At 67.7% G+C, this 14641-nt stretch carries 26 protein-coding genes; all 26 read left to right on the top strand.

Going from position 1 to position 14641, the window contains the following annotated elements; translation table 11 throughout:
- Nucleotides 1–678, top strand: a complete 678-nt coding sequence (gene rpsC / locus VE326_02110; protein ID HYJ31991.1) for a 30S ribosomal protein S3 — start codon at nucleotides 1–3, stop codon at nucleotides 676–678.
- A 12-nt stretch (nucleotides 679–690) separates the two neighbouring features.
- A complete protein-coding gene (gene rplP / locus VE326_02105; GenBank protein HYJ31990.1) occupies nucleotides 691–1113 on the top strand; it encodes a 50S ribosomal protein L16 in 423 nt (140 codons plus the stop codon).
- Nucleotide 1114: 1 nt separating this feature from the next.
- The gene (rpmC, locus tag VE326_02100; protein HYJ31989.1) at nucleotides 1115–1546 is read left to right on the top strand and encodes a 50S ribosomal protein L29; all 432 of its coding nucleotides are present in this window, start codon (nucleotides 1115–1117) and stop codon (nucleotides 1544–1546) included.
- Nucleotides 1546–1818, top strand: a complete 273-nt coding sequence (gene rpsQ / locus VE326_02095) for a 30S ribosomal protein S17 (GenBank protein ID HYJ31988.1) — start codon at nucleotides 1546–1548, stop codon at nucleotides 1816–1818. Before rpmC ends, rpsQ begins: the two co-directional genes overlap by 1 nt.
- A 25-nt stretch (nucleotides 1819–1843) precedes the next feature.
- Nucleotides 1844–2212: a 50S ribosomal protein L14 gene (gene rplN / locus VE326_02090; protein HYJ31987.1), complete on the top strand. Its 369-nt coding sequence runs from the start codon at nucleotides 1844–1846 to the stop codon at nucleotides 2210–2212.
- Between the two features lies 1 nt (nucleotide 2213).
- Entirely contained in the window at nucleotides 2214–2555 is a 342-nt protein-coding gene (gene rplX, locus VE326_02085; GenBank protein ID HYJ31986.1) for a 50S ribosomal protein L24, read from the top strand.
- A gap of 149 nt (nucleotides 2556–2704) precedes the next feature.
- Nucleotides 2705–3274, top strand: coding sequence for a 50S ribosomal protein L5 (gene rplE / locus VE326_02080; protein ID HYJ31985.1), 570 nt, complete (start codon nucleotides 2705–2707; stop codon nucleotides 3272–3274).
- 26 nt (nucleotides 3275–3300) lie between these two features.
- A complete protein-coding gene (locus VE326_02075; GenBank protein HYJ31984.1) occupies nucleotides 3301–3486 on the top strand; it encodes a type Z 30S ribosomal protein S14 in 186 nt (61 codons plus the stop codon).
- A 43-nt stretch (nucleotides 3487–3529) separates the two neighbouring features.
- Nucleotides 3530–3928, top strand: a complete 399-nt coding sequence (gene rpsH, locus VE326_02070; GenBank protein HYJ31983.1) for a 30S ribosomal protein S8 — start codon at nucleotides 3530–3532, stop codon at nucleotides 3926–3928.
- Nucleotides 3929–3938: 10 nt separating this feature from the next.
- A complete protein-coding gene (gene rplF, locus VE326_02065; GenBank protein ID HYJ31982.1) occupies nucleotides 3939–4490 on the top strand; it encodes a 50S ribosomal protein L6 in 552 nt (183 codons plus the stop codon).
- 27 nt (nucleotides 4491–4517) lie between these two features.
- The gene (gene rplR / locus VE326_02060; protein ID HYJ31981.1) at nucleotides 4518–4886 is read left to right on the top strand and encodes a 50S ribosomal protein L18; all 369 of its coding nucleotides are present in this window, start codon (nucleotides 4518–4520) and stop codon (nucleotides 4884–4886) included.
- 25 nt (nucleotides 4887–4911) lie between these two features.
- Nucleotides 4912–5454: a 30S ribosomal protein S5 gene (gene rpsE / locus VE326_02055; GenBank protein ID HYJ31980.1), complete on the top strand. Its 543-nt coding sequence runs from the start codon at nucleotides 4912–4914 to the stop codon at nucleotides 5452–5454.
- Nucleotides 5441–5650 (top strand): 50S ribosomal protein L30, encoded by a 210-nt coding sequence (gene rpmD / locus VE326_02050; protein HYJ31979.1) that lies wholly within the window; start codon nucleotides 5441–5443, stop codon nucleotides 5648–5650. The genes rpsE and rpmD overlap by 14 nt, the downstream gene beginning before the upstream one ends.
- Nucleotides 5650–6282: a 50S ribosomal protein L15 gene (rplO, locus tag VE326_02045; GenBank protein ID HYJ31978.1), complete on the top strand. Its 633-nt coding sequence runs from the start codon at nucleotides 5650–5652 to the stop codon at nucleotides 6280–6282. The genes rpmD and rplO overlap by 1 nt, the downstream gene beginning before the upstream one ends.
- A 9-nt stretch (nucleotides 6283–6291) precedes the next feature.
- The gene (gene secY / locus VE326_02040; GenBank protein HYJ31977.1) at nucleotides 6292–7593 is read left to right on the top strand and encodes a preprotein translocase subunit SecY; all 1302 of its coding nucleotides are present in this window, start codon (nucleotides 6292–6294) and stop codon (nucleotides 7591–7593) included.
- Complete coding sequence (locus tag VE326_02035; protein HYJ31976.1) at nucleotides 7590–8237, top strand: adenylate kinase; 648 nt, start codon at nucleotides 7590–7592, stop codon at nucleotides 8235–8237. Before secY ends, VE326_02035 begins: the two co-directional genes overlap by 4 nt.
- An 11-nt stretch (nucleotides 8238–8248) precedes the next feature.
- Complete coding sequence (gene map, locus VE326_02030; GenBank protein ID HYJ31975.1) at nucleotides 8249–9016, top strand: type I methionyl aminopeptidase; 768 nt, start codon at nucleotides 8249–8251, stop codon at nucleotides 9014–9016.
- Nucleotides 9017–9235, top strand: a complete 219-nt coding sequence (infA, locus tag VE326_02025; GenBank protein HYJ31974.1) for a translation initiation factor IF-1 — start codon at nucleotides 9017–9019, stop codon at nucleotides 9233–9235.
- 37 nt (nucleotides 9236–9272) lie between these two features.
- Nucleotides 9273–9386, top strand: coding sequence for a 50S ribosomal protein L36 (gene rpmJ / locus VE326_02020; protein HYJ31973.1), 114 nt, complete (start codon nucleotides 9273–9275; stop codon nucleotides 9384–9386).
- A 33-nt stretch (nucleotides 9387–9419) separates the two neighbouring features.
- Nucleotides 9420–9833 (top strand): 30S ribosomal protein S13, encoded by a 414-nt coding sequence (gene rpsM, locus VE326_02015; protein ID HYJ31972.1) that lies wholly within the window; start codon nucleotides 9420–9422, stop codon nucleotides 9831–9833.
- Nucleotides 9834–9843: 10 nt separating this feature from the next.
- The gene (gene rpsK, locus VE326_02010) at nucleotides 9844–10245 is read left to right on the top strand and encodes a 30S ribosomal protein S11 (GenBank protein ID HYJ31971.1); all 402 of its coding nucleotides are present in this window, start codon (nucleotides 9844–9846) and stop codon (nucleotides 10243–10245) included.
- Nucleotides 10246–10265: 20 nt separating this feature from the next.
- Complete coding sequence (rpsD, locus tag VE326_02005; protein ID HYJ31970.1) at nucleotides 10266–10895, top strand: 30S ribosomal protein S4; 630 nt, start codon at nucleotides 10266–10268, stop codon at nucleotides 10893–10895.
- 25 nt (nucleotides 10896–10920) lie between these two features.
- Nucleotides 10921–11913 (top strand): DNA-directed RNA polymerase subunit alpha, encoded by a 993-nt coding sequence (locus tag VE326_02000; GenBank protein ID HYJ31969.1) that lies wholly within the window; start codon nucleotides 10921–10923, stop codon nucleotides 11911–11913.
- A gap of 62 nt (nucleotides 11914–11975) precedes the next feature.
- Nucleotides 11976–12605, top strand: a complete 630-nt coding sequence (rplQ, locus tag VE326_01995; protein ID HYJ31968.1) for a 50S ribosomal protein L17 — start codon at nucleotides 11976–11978, stop codon at nucleotides 12603–12605.
- 99 nt (nucleotides 12606–12704) lie between these two features.
- Nucleotides 12705–13883: a family 10 glycosylhydrolase gene (locus VE326_01990; GenBank protein ID HYJ31967.1), complete on the top strand. Its 1179-nt coding sequence runs from the start codon at nucleotides 12705–12707 to the stop codon at nucleotides 13881–13883.
- Between the two features lie 48 nt (nucleotides 13884–13931).
- The coding region (locus VE326_01985) for a sulfite exporter TauE/SafE family protein (GenBank protein HYJ31966.1) at nucleotides 13932–14641 on the top strand (710 nt) is incomplete at its 3' end.

Below are 14641 nucleotides of genomic sequence, written 5' to 3'. Positions count from 1 at the left end.
GTGGGTCAGAAAACCAATCCGATCGGGATGCGTCTCGGGATCATCCGCACGTGGGATTCGCGGTGGTTCGCGCGCAAGGACTATCCCGCGCTGCTCAAGGAAGACATCGTGATCCGGCGCTATCTGAAGAAGCGCCTCTCGCAGGCGGGGATCTCGCGGATCGCGATCCAGCGGACCGCCTCCAAGGTGACGATCAACATCTCCACGGCGCGCCCCGGTCTGGTGATCGGGCGGCGCGGCCAGCAGGTGGATCAGCTTCGGGACGAGCTCCAGCACCTCACGATGAAGAAGGAGATCTTCCTGAACATCGACGAGGTGAAGAAGCCGGACATGGACGCGACCCTGGTCGGAGAGCACGTGGCCCGGCAGCTCGAGCAGCGCGTCTCCTTCCGCCGCGCCATGAAGAAGGCGATCGCCTCGACCATGCGCTCGGGCGCCGGCGGCGTCCGCATCGTCTGCTCGGGACGGCTGGGCGGGGCCGAAATGGCCCGCACCGAGAGCTATCGCGACGGGCGGGTTCCGCTCCACACGCTGCGCGCCGACATCGACTTCGCGCGCGCGACGGCGCGGACGATCTACGGCGCGGTGGGCGTGAAGGTGTGGATCTTCAAGGGCGAGATCCTGGAACGGAAGGAGCCGGGCGAAGCGGCCCCGGCGACTCCGGCCCGGACCGCGTAACGGGGTCGATCGATGCTCGTACCAAAGCGGGTCAAGCACCGGAAGCAGATGCGGGGCCGCCGCAAGGGCAAAGCCTACACGGGCGGCACCGTGGCGTTCGGCGAGTTCGGCCTCCAGGCGATGGAAGCCGCGTGGATCACGAACCGCCAGATCGAGGCGGCGCGCGTCGCCATCACGCGCTACATCAAGCGCGGCGGGAAGATGTGGATCCGGATCTTCCCGGACAAGCCGGTCACGGTGAAGCCGGCCGAGACCCGAATGGGAAAAGGAAAGGGCTCGCCCGAGTTCTGGGTGGCCGTGGTGAAGCCGGGGCGGGTCCTCTTCGAGCTGGAAGGCATCGAGGAGCGGCTGGCCCGCGAGGCGATGAAGCTGGGCGCGAGCAAGCTGCCGATCAAGACGAAGTTCGTCGAGCGGCAGACGGGAGCGGGGAGCTGAGATGCGCGATCTGAAGGCCGAGAAGATCCGGGAGATGACGGAGGACGAGATCCTCACGAAGATCCGCGAGCTGAAGGAGGAGCTGTTCCACCTTCGTTTCCGGAACCAGATGCGCCAGCTCCAGAATCCGCTGCTCCTGCGCGAGAAGAAGCGCGACGTGGCGCGGATGCACACGGTGCTCGCCGAGCACAAGAGCGGCCTCCGCCCGCTGGCGGGACACGCCGCGGCCGGAACGCCGGCGCCCGCGGGCGCCCGCACCGCGCCGAGCGAAGCGCCGGGCACCGCGCCGGCCGCGCCCAAGGCGCGCGCGGGCGCGAAGAAGAAGACGGCGAAGGCGAAGCCCAAGAAGGCGGCCGCGAAGTCCCGGCCGAGCGCGTCCAAGGCCAAGGCCAAGTCGAAGCCGGCCGCTAAGAGAAAGGCGAAGAAGTCGTGATGGAAGCTGCGAGCACCGAGCGGGGACGGCGGAAGTTCATGACCGGCCGCGTCGTGAGCGACGCGATGCAGAAGACGGTGGTGGTCACCATCGAGCGGCTGGTGAAGCACGAGGAGTACGGCAAGTACGTCCGGCGCCGCAGCCGGTTCAAGGTTCACGACGAGAAGAACGAGTGCAAGGTGGGCGACGTGATCCGCTTCATGGAGACGCGCCCGCTGAGCAAGGACAAGCGCTGGCGTCTCGTCGATTTCGTGCAGCGCGTCGAGCGCTGAGGGACGGGAGGAGCCGGAAGGAGCCATGGTACAGCCACGGAGCATCATCGCCATATCGGACAACTCGGGCGCGCGGGTCGCGCGGGTCGTGAAGGTCCTGGGCGGCACCCGCAAGCGCTACGGCATGCTCGGGGACGTCATCGTGGTCTCCATCCAGGACGCGCTCCCGGGCGCGGCCGTGAAGAAGGGTGACGTGCACAAGGCCGTGCTGATCCGGACGCGCAAGGAGGTCCGCCGCAAGGACGGCTCCTACATCCGTTTCGATCAGAACGCGGCGGTGCTGATCGACGACCAGAAAGAGCCCAAGGGGACGCGTATCTTCGGCCCCGTGGCGCGGGAGCTTCGGGAGCGGGAGTTCATGAAGATCGTCTCCCTGGCCCCTGAGGTGATCTGACATGAAAACGCCGACCAAGATGCCGAATTTCCGCAAGAACGACCAGGTGGTCGTGATCTCCGGCGACGACCGGGGCAAGTCGGGCCGCATCCTCAAGGTGCTGCGCGACAAGAATCGCGTCATCGTCGAGAAGGTGAACTTCATCAAGCGCCACACCAAGCCGCGGGGCACCGGCCGGCAGGGCGGCATCCTCGAGCGCGAGGCGCCGATCCACGTGTCGAACGTCATGCACCTCTGCCCCAAGTGTCAGCAGGGGGTGCGGGTCACGGTCAAGCCGGACACGGACGGGAAGCGCGAGCGCTTCTGCGGCCGCTGCGGCGAGACGATTGCGAGAGCTCAGTAATGGCCGACGAGAAGGACGAAAAGAAGAAGGAAGCCAAGCCGAAGGGCGAAGGCGGCGGCAAGGGCAAGGGCGGCGACGCCAAGCAGGCGGTCGGCGGCGGCAAGAAGAAGGAGAAGAAGGGCAAGGAAGCGGGCGGTCCGGCCGCGGCCATCGGCGAAGCCGAGGCCCCGGCGCGCGTCCCCCGGCTCAAAGAGCACTATGAGAAGGCGGTGCTCCCCGAGCTGATGAAGCGCTTCTCCTTCGCCAACCCGATGCAGGCGCCGCGGCTCCGCAAGATCGTCGTGAACATGGGCGTGGGCGACGCGCTCGCCAACATCAAGATGCTCGACGCCGCGGTGGCCGAGCTGGCCCAGATCACCGGGCAGCGTCCCTCGGTGCGGAAGGCGAAGAAGTCGATCGCCAACTTCAAGCTGCGCGAGGGGCAGCCGATCGGCTGCATGGTCACGCTGCGCGGCGCGCGGATGTACGAGTTCTACGACCGGCTGGTGAACGTGGCGTTGCCGCGAATCCGCGACTTCCGCGGGGTCCCGGCGCGCTCCTTCGACGGCCGGGGCAACTACACGCTGGGCGTGACGGAACAGATCATCTTCCCCGAGATCAACTACGACCGAGTCGAGAAGGTCCGGGGCATGGACATCACGTTCGTCACGTCGGCGCGGAACGACGAAGAGGGGCAGGAGCTCTTGCGGCTCATGAACATGCCCTTCCGTCAGCGCTAGGCGCACTCGCGTCAGGAGGAGTCGTTTTGGCCAAGAAGTCGCTGGTCGAGAAATGGAAGCGGGAGCCCAAATTCAAGGTGCGGAAGTACAACCGCTGCCACCGTTGCGGCCGTTCCCGGGCGTTTCTCCGGGACTTCGGCATCTGCCGGATCTGCTTCCGGGAGCTGGCGCTGCTCGGCCAGATTCCGGGCGTGGTGAAGGCGAGCTGGTAGTCCCGGTCGCCGGGTAATACCCCGTAGCGCACGAAGGGAGATTATGTCCGTTACCGATCCGATCGCGGATCTGCTGACCAGCATCCGCAACGCCTGCAAGGCGAAGCACAAGAAGTGCGACGTTCCGGCCTCGAACGTGAAGGCCGAAATCGTGCGGGTGCTCCTGCGCGAGAAGTACATCAACAACTACAAGACGATGGACGACAAGCGGCAGGGCGTCCTTCGCATCTATCTCAAGTACGACGCGAAGGAGCGGCCGGTGCTGCAGGGGCTGGAGCGTGTCTCCAAGCCGGGGCGCCGCGTGTACGTCCGCCGTCACCAGATTCCCAAGGTGCAGGGCGGGCTCGGCACGGCGCTCATCTCGACCCCGTCGGGGATCATGACCGATCTCGAGGCGCGCGAAGAGGGGCTCGGCGGCGAGTACCTCTGTCGCGTCTGGTAAGGAGCCCGTCATGCCGTCGCGCGTAGGAAAGAAACCGATCCCGATCCCCTCCGGCGTCACCGTGGCGCGGGACGGGCGCTCGATCAAGGTCAAGGGGCCGAAGGGCGAGATGCTCTTCGCGCTCGGCCACGGCGTGGACGTGACCGTGGAGCCGCAGGAAGTCGTGGTGGCCCAGGTCGGGGGCGGCAAGCAGGCCCTCGCGATGCACGGGACCACGCGCGCCATCCTGGCGAACATGATCCACGGAGTGACGCAGGGCTTCACGAAGACGCTCGAGATCACGGGCACCGGCTACCGCGCTGCGATGACCGGGAAGAAGCTGACGCTGCAGATCGGCTTCAGCCATCCGGTCGAGTTCGAGCCGCCGGCCGGCATCTCCATCACGGTGGAGAACCCGACGCGGCTTCACGTGAGCGGCTTCGACAAGGGCCTGGTGGGACAGGTCGCGGCGAACATCCGCGGCTACCGTCCGCCGGAGCCGTACAAGGGCAAGGGGATCAAGTACGCGGGCGAGTACATCCGTCGCAAGGCGGGCAAGGCTGCCGGCGGGAAGTCGGCGTAAGCCGGCTCACGGGAGCGGAACGGAACGATGAAGGGCAAAGCGAGACTCGAAGGGCGGAAGCGCCGCCATCTCAGGATCCGGCGCAAGGTGACCGGCACGGCCGAGCGGCCGCGCCTCACCGTGTACCGCAGCCTGAATCACATCTACGTCCAGCTGGTGGACGACCTGAACGGCCGCACGCTGCTCGCGGCCTCCTCGCGCGATGGCGCGGTGGCGGAGCTGGTGAAGTCCGCCAAGGGAAAGGTCGGCGCCGGCAAGGCGGTGGGCAAGCACGTCGCGGCGATGGCCAAGGAAAAGGGCATCCTGCGCGTCTGCTTCGACCGCGGTGGATACCTTTACCACGGCCGCGTCAAAGCGGTCGCGGACGGCGCCCGCGAGGGCGGCCTCAACTTCTAGGAGAATCATGGCCCATCCAGGTGGAATGCGGGGCCGAGGCCCGCAGCAGACCGATTCCGAGTTCATCGAGCGCGTCATCCACGTGAATCGCGTCGCCAAGGTCGTGAAGGGCGGACGGCGGTTCAGCTTCAACGCCATCGTGGCCGTGGGCGACGGCAAGGGGAAGGTGGGGGTCGGTCTGGGGAAGGCCAACGAGGTCTCCGACGCCATCCGGAAGGCCGGCGAGGGCGCGAAGAAGCGGATGTTCGAGGTGCCGATGATCCGGACGACGATCCCTCACGAGGTGATCGGCCATTTCGGCGCGGGCCGGGTGCTCATGAAGCCGGCGACGGCGGGAACCGGGGTCATCGCGGGCGGCGCGATCCGCGCCGTGCTCGAGGCGGCCGGCATCCAGGACATCCTCACGAAGTCGCTGGGTTCGGGCAACCCGCACAACGTGGTGCGGGCGACGGTCGTGGGACTGCAGTCGCTCCGCCGTGCCAGCGAGGTGGCCGGCATGCGCGGAAAGACGGTGGACGAGCTGTTGGGCATTCGGCGCAAGGGCATGGACGGCAATGGCACAGCTTAAGATCACGCAGGTGAAGAGCAAGATCCGGTGCCTGAAGACCCACAAGCGCACGCTGGTCGCGCTGGGGCTCCGGCATCCGCACGACACGGTCATCCACAACGACACGCCGCAGATCCGAGGCATGATCGCGGCGGTGGACTATCTGCTTCGCGTCGAGCCGCACGACGGCTCGGCCCAGACGAAAGGCGGACGGTAATGGCGTCCACAACCAGAGCCGACGGAAGGGGCGCCCTCCGCATCGGCAACCTGAAGCCCGCGAAGGGCGCGACGCACCGCCGGAAGCGGCGCGGCCTCGGCCCGGCGTCGGGCCTGGGCGGCACGGCCGGACGCGGGCACAAGGGGCAGCGGGCGCGCAAGAGCGGCAACGTGGCGCGCTGGTTCGAGGGCGGCCAGATGCCGATCCAGCGCCGCCTCCCGAAGGTCGGCTTCACGAACATCCACCGCGTGCCGCACCAGGTGGTGAACGTGGAGAGCCTCGGGCGCTTCGCCGCGGGCGAGACGGTGAACCGCGAGACCCTGAAAGCGAAGCGCCTGATCGATCGCTCCGACCTCCCGGTGAAGATCCTGGGCTCGGGCGATCTGTCGCTCAAGCTCACGGTCGCGGTGGACGCGGTGAGCGGTTCGGCCCGGGAGAAGATCGAGGCCGCCGGCGGCAGCATCACGCTTCCCGAGAAGAAGGCGCCGCGTCCGCGCGGCGTGAAGAAGCCGGCGCGCGCCGAGGCGAAGGGCGGCCGCGAGGCGGCCCGCGCGAGCGGGCGTGCGTCGCACGGCAGCAAGGGGAACAAGGGAACCAAAGGGAACAAGGGACCAGGCAAGGTGAGGGCCTAGACGGTGTCGATGCTCGAAAAGGCGCAGAACGTCTTCCGGATTCCGGAGCTCAAGCGCCGCCTCCTCTTCACGATCGCGCTGCTCTGCGTCTACCGGTTCGGCGGGCACATCCCGACCCCGGGCGTGAACAGCGAGGCCCTCGTGGCGGCCTTCGCCAGCCAGGCCAACAGCCTGTTCGGCCTGTACGACCTGTTCGTGGGCGGCTCGTTCGCCAAGGCGACGGTGTTCGCGCTGGGGATCATGCCGTACATCTCGGTCTCGATCATCATGCAGCTCCTCGGCGCGGTGGTGCCGTACTTCGAGAAGCTGCAGAAGGAAGGCGAAGAGGGGCGGAAGAAGATCACGCAGTACACGCGTGTCGGCACGGTGGTGCTGGCGGCGGCGCAGTCGTTCGCCTTCGCCCGCTTCCTCGAGTCGATGGGCGGCGGCTCGGTCGTGCCGCACCCCGGCATGGGCTTCCGGATGATGACGATGATCACGCAGACCGCGGGGACCATCCTCATCATGTGGCTGGGCGAGCAGATCACGGAGCGGGGGATCGGCAACGGGATCTCGCTCATCATCTTCATCGGGATCGTGGCCCGCTTCCCGAACGACATCGTGAACTCGGTCCGCGCGCTCAAGGCGGGAACGCTCTCCCCCTGGCTCGCGATCATCATCGTCGCGGTGATGGTGGCGGTGATCGCGTCGGTCGTGGCGATGACCCAGGCGCAGCGGAAGATCCCGGTCCAGTACGCCAAGCGGGTGGTCGGACGGAAGATGTACGGCGGGCAGAGCACGCACATCCCGCTCCGCGTGAACACGGCGGGCGTGATCCCGATCATCTTCGCGCAGTCGTTGATCATGCTGCCGAGCACGCTGGCGCTGTACGCGCCGGGGAACGCGGCGCTCCAGGCCGTGGCGGGGTGGTTCTCGCACGGCACGTGGGTCTACGTGATCCTCTACTCGCTCACGATCATCTTCTTCACCTACTTCTACACCGCCATCGTCCTGAACCCGACCGACATGGCGGACAACATGAAGAAATACGGCGGCTTCATCCCGGGAATCCGGCCGGGCCGCAAGACGTCCGAATACATCGACCGGATCCTGTCCCGCATCACGCTGCCCGGCGCGATCTTCCTCGCGCTGATCGCGGTGCTGCCGGACATCCTGATCCGGCGCTTCAACGTGCCCTTCTACTTCGGCGGCACCAGCGTGCTGATCGTGGTGGGCGTGGCGCTCGACACGCTGCAGCAGGTCGAGTCGCACCTCATCATGCGGCACTACGAAGGGTTCGTGACGTCGGGGCGGCTGCGGGGTCGTCGATGAGGGTGGTGCTCCTCGGTCCTCCGGGGAGCGGCAAGGGAACGCATGGCAAGCGGCTGGCCGCATCGCTGGGCGTGCCGCTGATCGCCACGGGGGACATCCTCCGCGAGGCGATCGCCGAGGGGACGCGGCTGGGGCAGGCGGCGCAGGAGGACGTGAAGGCGGGGCGGCTGGTCGCCGACGCCACCGTCCTCGGCATCATCGAGACGCGGCTGGCCCAGAAGGACGCGGCGAACGGCTTCGTGCTCGACGGCTTTCCGCGGACCACCGCGCAGGCCGACGGGCTCGCGGCGCTCCTGGGCAACCAGCGCGTCGACCGGGTCGTGAACCTGGTGGTCCCGGCCGAGACGGTGGTGCGCCGGCTGAACGATCGCTGGCTGTGCCCCGGTTGCGGCGCCATCTACAACACGGCGACGCTGCCGCCCAAGGCCGAGGGGGTGTGCGACGTGTGCGGCTCGAGGCTCGTGCAGCGCGCCGACGACCGGCCGGAGACGGTGCGGGCGCGGCTCGAGGTGTACGAGCGGGAGACCGCTCCGCTCGTGGTCTACTACGAGCGGCTCGGCGCGCTCCGGAACGTGGACGCGTCCGGCTCGCCCGACCAGGTCTACGAGGGGGTGCAGCGCGCCCTGGGAAAGGTCGCCGCCTGAGCGGCGCGACGATGGCCGAGCGCATCCGGATCAACACTCCGGAAGAGACGGAACGCATCCGGGAGAGCGCCCAGATCGTCGGGCGGTGCCTCCTGGTCCTTAGCAAAGAGGTGCGGCCCGGCATCACGACGCAGGAGCTGGACCGGATCGCCGAGGACTACATCCGCAGCCAGGGTGGCGAGCCGGCGTTCAAGGGGTACCGCGGGTACCCGGCCAGCATCTGCGCCTCGATCAACGAGGAGGTCGTTCACGGAATCCCGAGCGGGAAGCGCGCGGTGAAGGAAGGCGACGTGCTTTCCCTGGATATCGGCGTGAAGAAGGCGGGGTTCTACGGCGACGCCGCGCGGACCTTCGCCGTTGGCGCGATCAGCGACGAAGCGCAGCGCCTGCTCGAGGCGACGGAACGCTCGCTCTACGAAGGCATCGAACAGGCGCGGCCCGGGGGGCGCGTTTCGGACATCTCCTCGGCCATCGAGCGCGAGGTGAAGCGGAGCGGCTACAGCGTGGTGCGGGCCCTGGTGGGGCACGGTGTGGGACGGGAGCTGCACGAGGAACCGCAGGTCCCGAACTACGGTCGTCCCGGCGAGGGGCCCAGGCTTCGGACCGGGATGGTGCTCGCCATCGAGCCGATGGTGAACCTCGGCGGTGCGGACGTGGTCACGCTGGCTGATCAATGGACGGTGGTGAGCGCGGACCGAAGCCTGTCGGCGCACTTCGAGCACACGGTCGCCATCGGGGAGGACGGTCCGATCATCCTCTCCAAGATCGAGGCGGACTAGATGCCGAAGGAAGAAGGAGTCCAGGTCGAAGGGACGGTCGTCGAGCCCCTCCCGAACGCGATGTTCCGGGTGGAGCTGGAGAACGGCCACCGCGTCCTGGCGCACATCTCGGGCAAGATGCGGATGAACTTCATCAAGATCCTGCCCGGGGACAAGGTGACGGTGGAGCTGTCGCCCTACGATCTGTCGCGGGGCCGAATCGTCTACCGGTACAAATAGCGGCCCGTCGGCGCCGGCCGCGCGGAAGGGAACGGTCATGAAGGTCAAGGCATCGGTCACCAAGATTTGTGACAACTGCAAGGTCGTCCGGCGGAAGGGCGTCGTCCGGATCATCTGCAAGAACCCGCGTCACAAGCAGCGCCAGGGCTAGCCCGGGCGCCGCGGGATCACGAGGAGGCACGCGTTGGCACGTATCGCGGGGGTGGATCTCCCGAACGACAAGAGAATCGACATCGGCCTGACGTACATTTTCGGCATCGGGACTTCCGCCGCGCGGAAGATTCTCGCCATCACCGGCGTGAATCCGGGCACGCGCGTGAAGAGCCTCACCGACGAGGAGACGGGCCGTCTCCGCCAGGTGATCGAATCCCAGTTCAAGGTCGAGGGCGCGCGCCGGAGCGAGGTCGCCATGTCCATCAAGCGGCTCATGGACATCGGCAGCTACCGCGGCCTGCGTCATCGCAAGAACCTTCCCGCGCGCGGGCAGCGCACCCGCACGAACGCGCGGACGCGGAAGGGACCGAAGAAGACCGCGGGCGCCATGCGCAAGACGGTGGCCGCCAAGAAGCCCACGGGACCGGCGAAACCGGCAGCCTAAGGAGAACTGAGTGGCCGAAGCAGCCAGCACCACCCCGAAACCAAAGAAGAAGCGTGAGCGCAAGGTCGGCATCAACGGCATCGCCCACGTCCAGTCGACGTTCAACAACACCATCGTGACCATCTCCGACATGGACGGCCACACCGTGGCCTGGGCCAGCGCCGGCAAGGTGGGGTTCAAGGGGTCGCGCAAGAGCACCCCCTTCGCGGCGCAGATCGCGGCCGAGTCCGCGACCAAGGAAGCCGTTTCGCTGGGTCTGAAGAAGGTGGAAGTCTGGGTGAAGGGACCGGGCGCGGGCCGTGAAGCGGCCATCCGGTCGCTCCAGGCGGCCGGGCTCGAGATCTCGGCCATCAAGGACGTCACCCCGATTCCGCACAACGGTTGTCGCCCGCCGAAGCGGCGGCGCGTCTAAACGGGAGGTACCGCTTCGCTATGGCGACGTATCACGGTGACAAGTGCCGGCAGTGCCGCCGGGAAGGTGAGAAGCTGTTCCTGAAAGGGTCCCGCTGCTACACGGAGAAGTGCGCCATCGAGCGCCGCGCGTACGCTCCCGGGGAGCATGGCAAGGACCGCCGCTCCAAGGAGACGAACTACGGCCAGCAGCTCCGGATGAAGCAGAAGGCCCGGCGGATCTACCGGATTCTCGAGGCGCAGTTCCGCAACTATTTCGAGAAGGCGGAGCGCCAGAAGGGCGTCACCGGCGAGAACCTGCTCCTCCTGTTGGAGCGGCGTCTCGACAATCTCGTCTACCGGCTGGGCTTTGCGCCGTCGCGCACGGCGGCCCGGCAGCTGGTCCGCCACCGCCACATCGAGGTGAACGGCCGCACGGTGGACGTGCCCTCCTTCTCGGTCCGCGTGGGCGATGAGATCCGCGTGCGCCAGGGGAGCAAGGACCTGGTCGCGATCCAGTCCTCGCTGGAGGCGAACAAGTCGCGCGACATGCTGAGCTGGCTGACGCTGGACGCCGAGAAGTTGTCGGGCCGGATGCTCGAGTACCCGACGCGTGGCAACATTCCGACCAAGATCTCCGAGTCGCTCATCGTCGAGTTGTACTCGAAGTAGCCCCCGGGCCCCGGAGGATAGAGCAATGAAGTGGAAGAATCTTCAGATGCCCAAGAACGTCGAGATGGATGACAAGAACTCGACCAATCGCTACGGCAAGTTCTGGATCGAGCCGCTCGAGCGCGGCTTCGGTGTGACGCTGGGGAACGCGCTTCGCCGCGTGCTCCTGTCCTCCTTGCCCGGCGCGGCGGTCTCCGCCGTCAAGATCGAAGGCGTGCAGCACGAGTTCTCGACCCTTCCGGGCGTCAAGGAAGACATCCCCGAAGTCCTTCTGAACCTGAAGCAGATCCGCTTCAAGCTGCACGGCGACGCGCCCAAGATGGGGATGATCGAGGTGCGCGGCAAGTCCGAGGTGACGGCGGCGGATCTCAAGGTGGACGCGGACGTCGAGATCCTGAACCCCGAGCTGCACATCGCCACCCTGAACAAGGACGGCGAGTTCCGCGGGGAGATCGAGATCGGCGCCGGACGCGGGTACGTCTCGGCCGAAAACCAGGCCAACCAGGACCGGCCGATCGGCGTGCTTCCCACCGACTCCATGTACTCGCCCGTGACCAAGGTGAACTTCGAGGTGGAGAACACCCGGATCGGGCAGCGCATCGACTACGACAAGCTCACCCTGGAGATCTGGACCGACGGCAGCGTGATCCCTTCGGACGCGCTCGCCTACGGCGCCAAGATCCTGAAGGATCACTTCGCCCTCTTCGTGCACTTCGAGGAGGAGATCGAGGTCGAGCAGGAGGAGGAGGTCGACGAGGAGTTCCTGCGCATCAAGGCACTGCTCGAGCGGAGCGTGGAAGAGCTGGAGCTGTCCGTGCGCTCGTCGAACTGCCTGAAGGCCGCGAACATCAAGACCATCGGCGACCTGGTCCAGAAGTCCGAGGGGGAGATGCTCAAGTACCGGAACTTCGGGCGGAAGTCGCTCAAGGAGATCGCGGACATCCTCCAGAGCATGAACCTTGGCTTCGGCATGGACGTGTCGAAGTACAAGCTGGGCGAGAAGATTGAGGCTGCCTAATCCGCGGGCCGCAGCCCGCGGAACTGTAGTTCTTTAGCCTCGCAACCGAATAGGACCTACAAATGCGTCATCGCAAAGACCATCGCAAGCTGAGCCGCACGCGCGAGCACCGCAAGGCGCTCCTGCGCAACCTGACGACGTCGCTCATCCAGCACGAGCGGATCGAGACCACGGTCGCCAAGGCGAAAGAGGCCCGCCGGATGGCCGAGCGGATGATCACCTTCGCCAAGCGCGGCGACGTCGCCGCGCGCCGCCACGTTTCCCGGTTCGTGCACGGGGACGACGTGGTGCGGAAGCTGTTCGACACGGTGGCGCCCTGGTATGCCGACCGGAACGGCGGCTACACGCGCATCATCAAGGTCGGACGCCGGCTGGGCGACGCGGGACAGACCGCGCTGCTCGAGCTGGTCAAGTCGCCCGAGCTGAAGGAGCGCCTGCGCAAGGAGGCCGAGGAGCGGATCAAGGCCGAGCGCGCGGCGGAGAAGGGCAAAAAGGGCGGGAAGCAGGCGAAGGGCGCCGAAGCGCCGGCCGCCGAGAAGGGCGCCGCGCCCGCGGGCGAGGGGGAAGCTCCACGCAAGGAGCGCGCCCCGAAGCCTTCGCGCGGCGATCGCCTGGGCCGGAAGGGCGGCGCGCCGAAGTCGGGGCCGCACGGCGGAGCGCGCGCGCGTCAGCGGGGGAAGAGCGGGGATTAACGCCGCGAGCCCGTGATGCGGGAAACGGCGGGCAGGGGCGGTCGGGTGAATGCGAGACATGCAGCGCCGGCGCGAAGAGCGTCGGCGCTTTTCATTGGGATGATCGCCGGTCTCCTCGCGGCCGCCGCGCACGCGGCACCTCCCGCGGGCTTCGAAACGCGCGCCATCTGGATCGTCCGCCACGCCCTGACCACGCCGGGGCGCGTGGACCGCGCGGTCGAGGTGGCGACCGAGATGAACGCCAACACCATCCTGGCCCAGGTGCGCGGCCGCGGGGATGCCTTCTACAAGTCGGACCTGGCGCCGCAGGGCGAATCGATGGGCGGCTCTCCCGCGGGATTCGACCCCCTGGACCGGATGGTCCAGCGCGCGCACGCGGCCGGCCTCGAAGTGCAGGCCTGGATCAACGTCTACCTCGTCTGGTCCGCGGGCGCGCCTCCGGTCTCGCCGCAGCACGTCGTGAACGCGCACCCGGAGTGGATCTCGATCCGCGCCGACGGCACGCGGCTGGTCGAGATGGTTCCCGCGGAGTTCCAGGAGGAGAAGATCGAGGGGATGTATCTCTCGCCGGGGAACCCGGACGTGAAGCGCCATCTCCGGGACATCGTGAAGGAGATCGCGACGCGGTACGCCGTGGACGGCATTCACCTCGACTACGTGCGCTACCCCGAGCCGATGGTCGGCTACGACCGCGCCACGCGGACCGAGTTCATGCGGCAGTACGGCGTGGATCCGCTGCAGATCGACGACCCCGACTCGACGACGCTCGCCGTGATCGGCGCCGACCGCCTCCCCGACCTGCGGCTGAAATGGATTCAGTGGAAGCGCGACCAGGTGACCGACCTGGTCCGGTCGCTGCGCCAGGACCTGAACCTCCTGGGTCGGCCGATCAAGCTGACGGCCGCGGTGATCGCCGATCAGAACGCGGCGCTGAACCGGTATCTCCAAGACTGGCCCCGCTGGCTGGAGGAGGGGATCGTCGACGCGGTGATCCCCATGGCCTACAGCCCCAACACCGCCACCGTGTCGCGGCAGATCGGCGCCGCCGTATCGATCCCCACGAAGCGCCAGGTCTGGGCCGGAATCGCGGTCTACAACGAGGGGTCGCGCGACGCCGCCGAGAAGATCCGCCGCGCGCGCATGATGGGCGTGGACGGGATCGCGCTCTTCTCCTACGACACGCTGCTCGAGAGCGCCGGATATCGGCGAAACATCCGGGCGTGGGCCTGGCGGGAGCCGACCATGCCGACCCCCATGCCCTGGAGAGGGTCGCAGTGAAGGGGGAAGAGATGAGCGCCAGGGCGGAAAGAGCGTAGAATGATGGAGTTGGGAGCCGCACCCATCCAGCTCCTGCCCGCGGTCCTGGTCGGGCTCGTGGGGGGCACGCTCGTCGGCCTGACCGGCGTGGGGGCCGGCTCGGTGATCGCGGCCGGTCTCCTGGTCGCTTTTCCGACGCTCGATGCCAAGCTGATCGTCGGCTCCGCCACGGCTCAGGCGGTCGTGATGAAGCTCTTCGGCGTTCTGGCGCGCCGGAGATGGCAGTTCCGGGAAGGGCGGCTGGGCGTCGCGATGGCGCTGGGCGCGATCCCGATGGCCATGGCCGGCGCCTGGGCGAGCAGCCTGATCGGCGGAGACGTGCTCCGTCCCATCATGGCCGTGGTGCTCCTGCTCGTCGGATTGGTGCTGGTGGCGCAGGCGGTCCCGCGCGGAGCCGACGGATCCACGAGCACTCGAGTCGAGGACGAAGCGGCGCCCGACCCGAAGCGCGCGCAGCTCGGCATCGTGGGGGCGCTGGTCGGGTTCATCGCGGGCATGACGAGCATCGGCACCGGAACGCTCTTCGTCTCGGCGCTCATCGGGCCGCTGCGGATGGACGCGCATCGGGCCGTCGCGGTGGCCCTGCTCGCGGGCATGATGACCCTGATCGTGAGCGGCGCGACCCACGCCCTTCTCGGCCACGTGGACGTGGTCCTGGCGGGAGGGGTCCTGCTGGGCTCCGTTCCCGGCGTCCTCCTGGGCACGGCGACGTCGCGGCG

This window comes from Candidatus Binatia bacterium (genome assembly GCA_035631035.1).
Taxonomy (GTDB): domain Bacteria; phylum Eisenbacteria; class RBG-16-71-46; order SZUA-252; family SZUA-252; genus DASQJL01.
Note: the sequence above shows the minus strand (reverse complement) of the source record. Positions and strands in the feature narration are given on the sequence as shown.

What these genes read in the sequence shown, in the direction of transcription:
- rplP (HYJ31990.1), top strand. Translation starts at nt 691, where the DNA reads ATGCTCGTACCAAAGCGGGTCAAGCACCGGAAGCAGATGCGGGGCCGC.
- rpmC (HYJ31989.1), top strand. Translation starts at nt 1,115, where the DNA reads ATGCGCGATCTGAAGGCCGAGAAGATCCGGGAGATGACGGAGGACGAG.
- rpsQ (HYJ31988.1), top strand. Translation starts at nt 1,546, where the DNA reads ATGGAAGCTGCGAGCACCGAGCGGGGACGGCGGAAGTTCATGACCGGC.
- rplN (HYJ31987.1), top strand. Translation starts at nt 1,844, where the DNA reads ATGGTACAGCCACGGAGCATCATCGCCATATCGGACAACTCGGGCGCG.
- rplX (HYJ31986.1), top strand. Translation starts at nt 2,214, where the DNA reads ATGAAAACGCCGACCAAGATGCCGAATTTCCGCAAGAACGACCAGGTG.
- rpsH (HYJ31983.1), top strand. Translation starts at nt 3,530, where the DNA reads ATGTCCGTTACCGATCCGATCGCGGATCTGCTGACCAGCATCCGCAAC.
- rplF (HYJ31982.1), top strand. Translation starts at nt 3,939, where the DNA reads ATGCCGTCGCGCGTAGGAAAGAAACCGATCCCGATCCCCTCCGGCGTC.
- rplR (HYJ31981.1), top strand. Translation starts at nt 4,518, where the DNA reads ATGAAGGGCAAAGCGAGACTCGAAGGGCGGAAGCGCCGCCATCTCAGG.
- rpsE (HYJ31980.1), top strand. Translation starts at nt 4,912, where the DNA reads ATGCGGGGCCGAGGCCCGCAGCAGACCGATTCCGAGTTCATCGAGCGC.
- rpmD (HYJ31979.1), top strand. Translation starts at nt 5,441, where the DNA reads ATGGCACAGCTTAAGATCACGCAGGTGAAGAGCAAGATCCGGTGCCTG.
- rplO (HYJ31978.1), top strand. Translation starts at nt 5,650, where the DNA reads ATGGCGTCCACAACCAGAGCCGACGGAAGGGGCGCCCTCCGCATCGGC.
- secY (HYJ31977.1), top strand. Translation starts at nt 6,292, where the DNA reads ATGCTCGAAAAGGCGCAGAACGTCTTCCGGATTCCGGAGCTCAAGCGC.
- VE326_02035 (HYJ31976.1), top strand. Translation starts at nt 7,590, where the DNA reads ATGAGGGTGGTGCTCCTCGGTCCTCCGGGGAGCGGCAAGGGAACGCAT.
- map (HYJ31975.1), top strand. Translation starts at nt 8,249, where the DNA reads ATGGCCGAGCGCATCCGGATCAACACTCCGGAAGAGACGGAACGCATC.
- infA (HYJ31974.1), top strand. Translation starts at nt 9,017, where the DNA reads ATGCCGAAGGAAGAAGGAGTCCAGGTCGAAGGGACGGTCGTCGAGCCC.
- rpmJ (HYJ31973.1), top strand. Translation starts at nt 9,273, where the DNA reads ATGAAGGTCAAGGCATCGGTCACCAAGATTTGTGACAACTGCAAGGTC.
- rpsD (HYJ31970.1), top strand. Translation starts at nt 10,266, where the DNA reads ATGGCGACGTATCACGGTGACAAGTGCCGGCAGTGCCGCCGGGAAGGT.
- VE326_02000 (HYJ31969.1), top strand. Translation starts at nt 10,921, where the DNA reads ATGAAGTGGAAGAATCTTCAGATGCCCAAGAACGTCGAGATGGATGAC.
- rplQ (HYJ31968.1), top strand. Translation starts at nt 11,976, where the DNA reads ATGCGTCATCGCAAAGACCATCGCAAGCTGAGCCGCACGCGCGAGCAC.
- VE326_01990 (HYJ31967.1), top strand. Translation starts at nt 12,705, where the DNA reads ATGATCGCCGGTCTCCTCGCGGCCGCCGCGCACGCGGCACCTCCCGCG.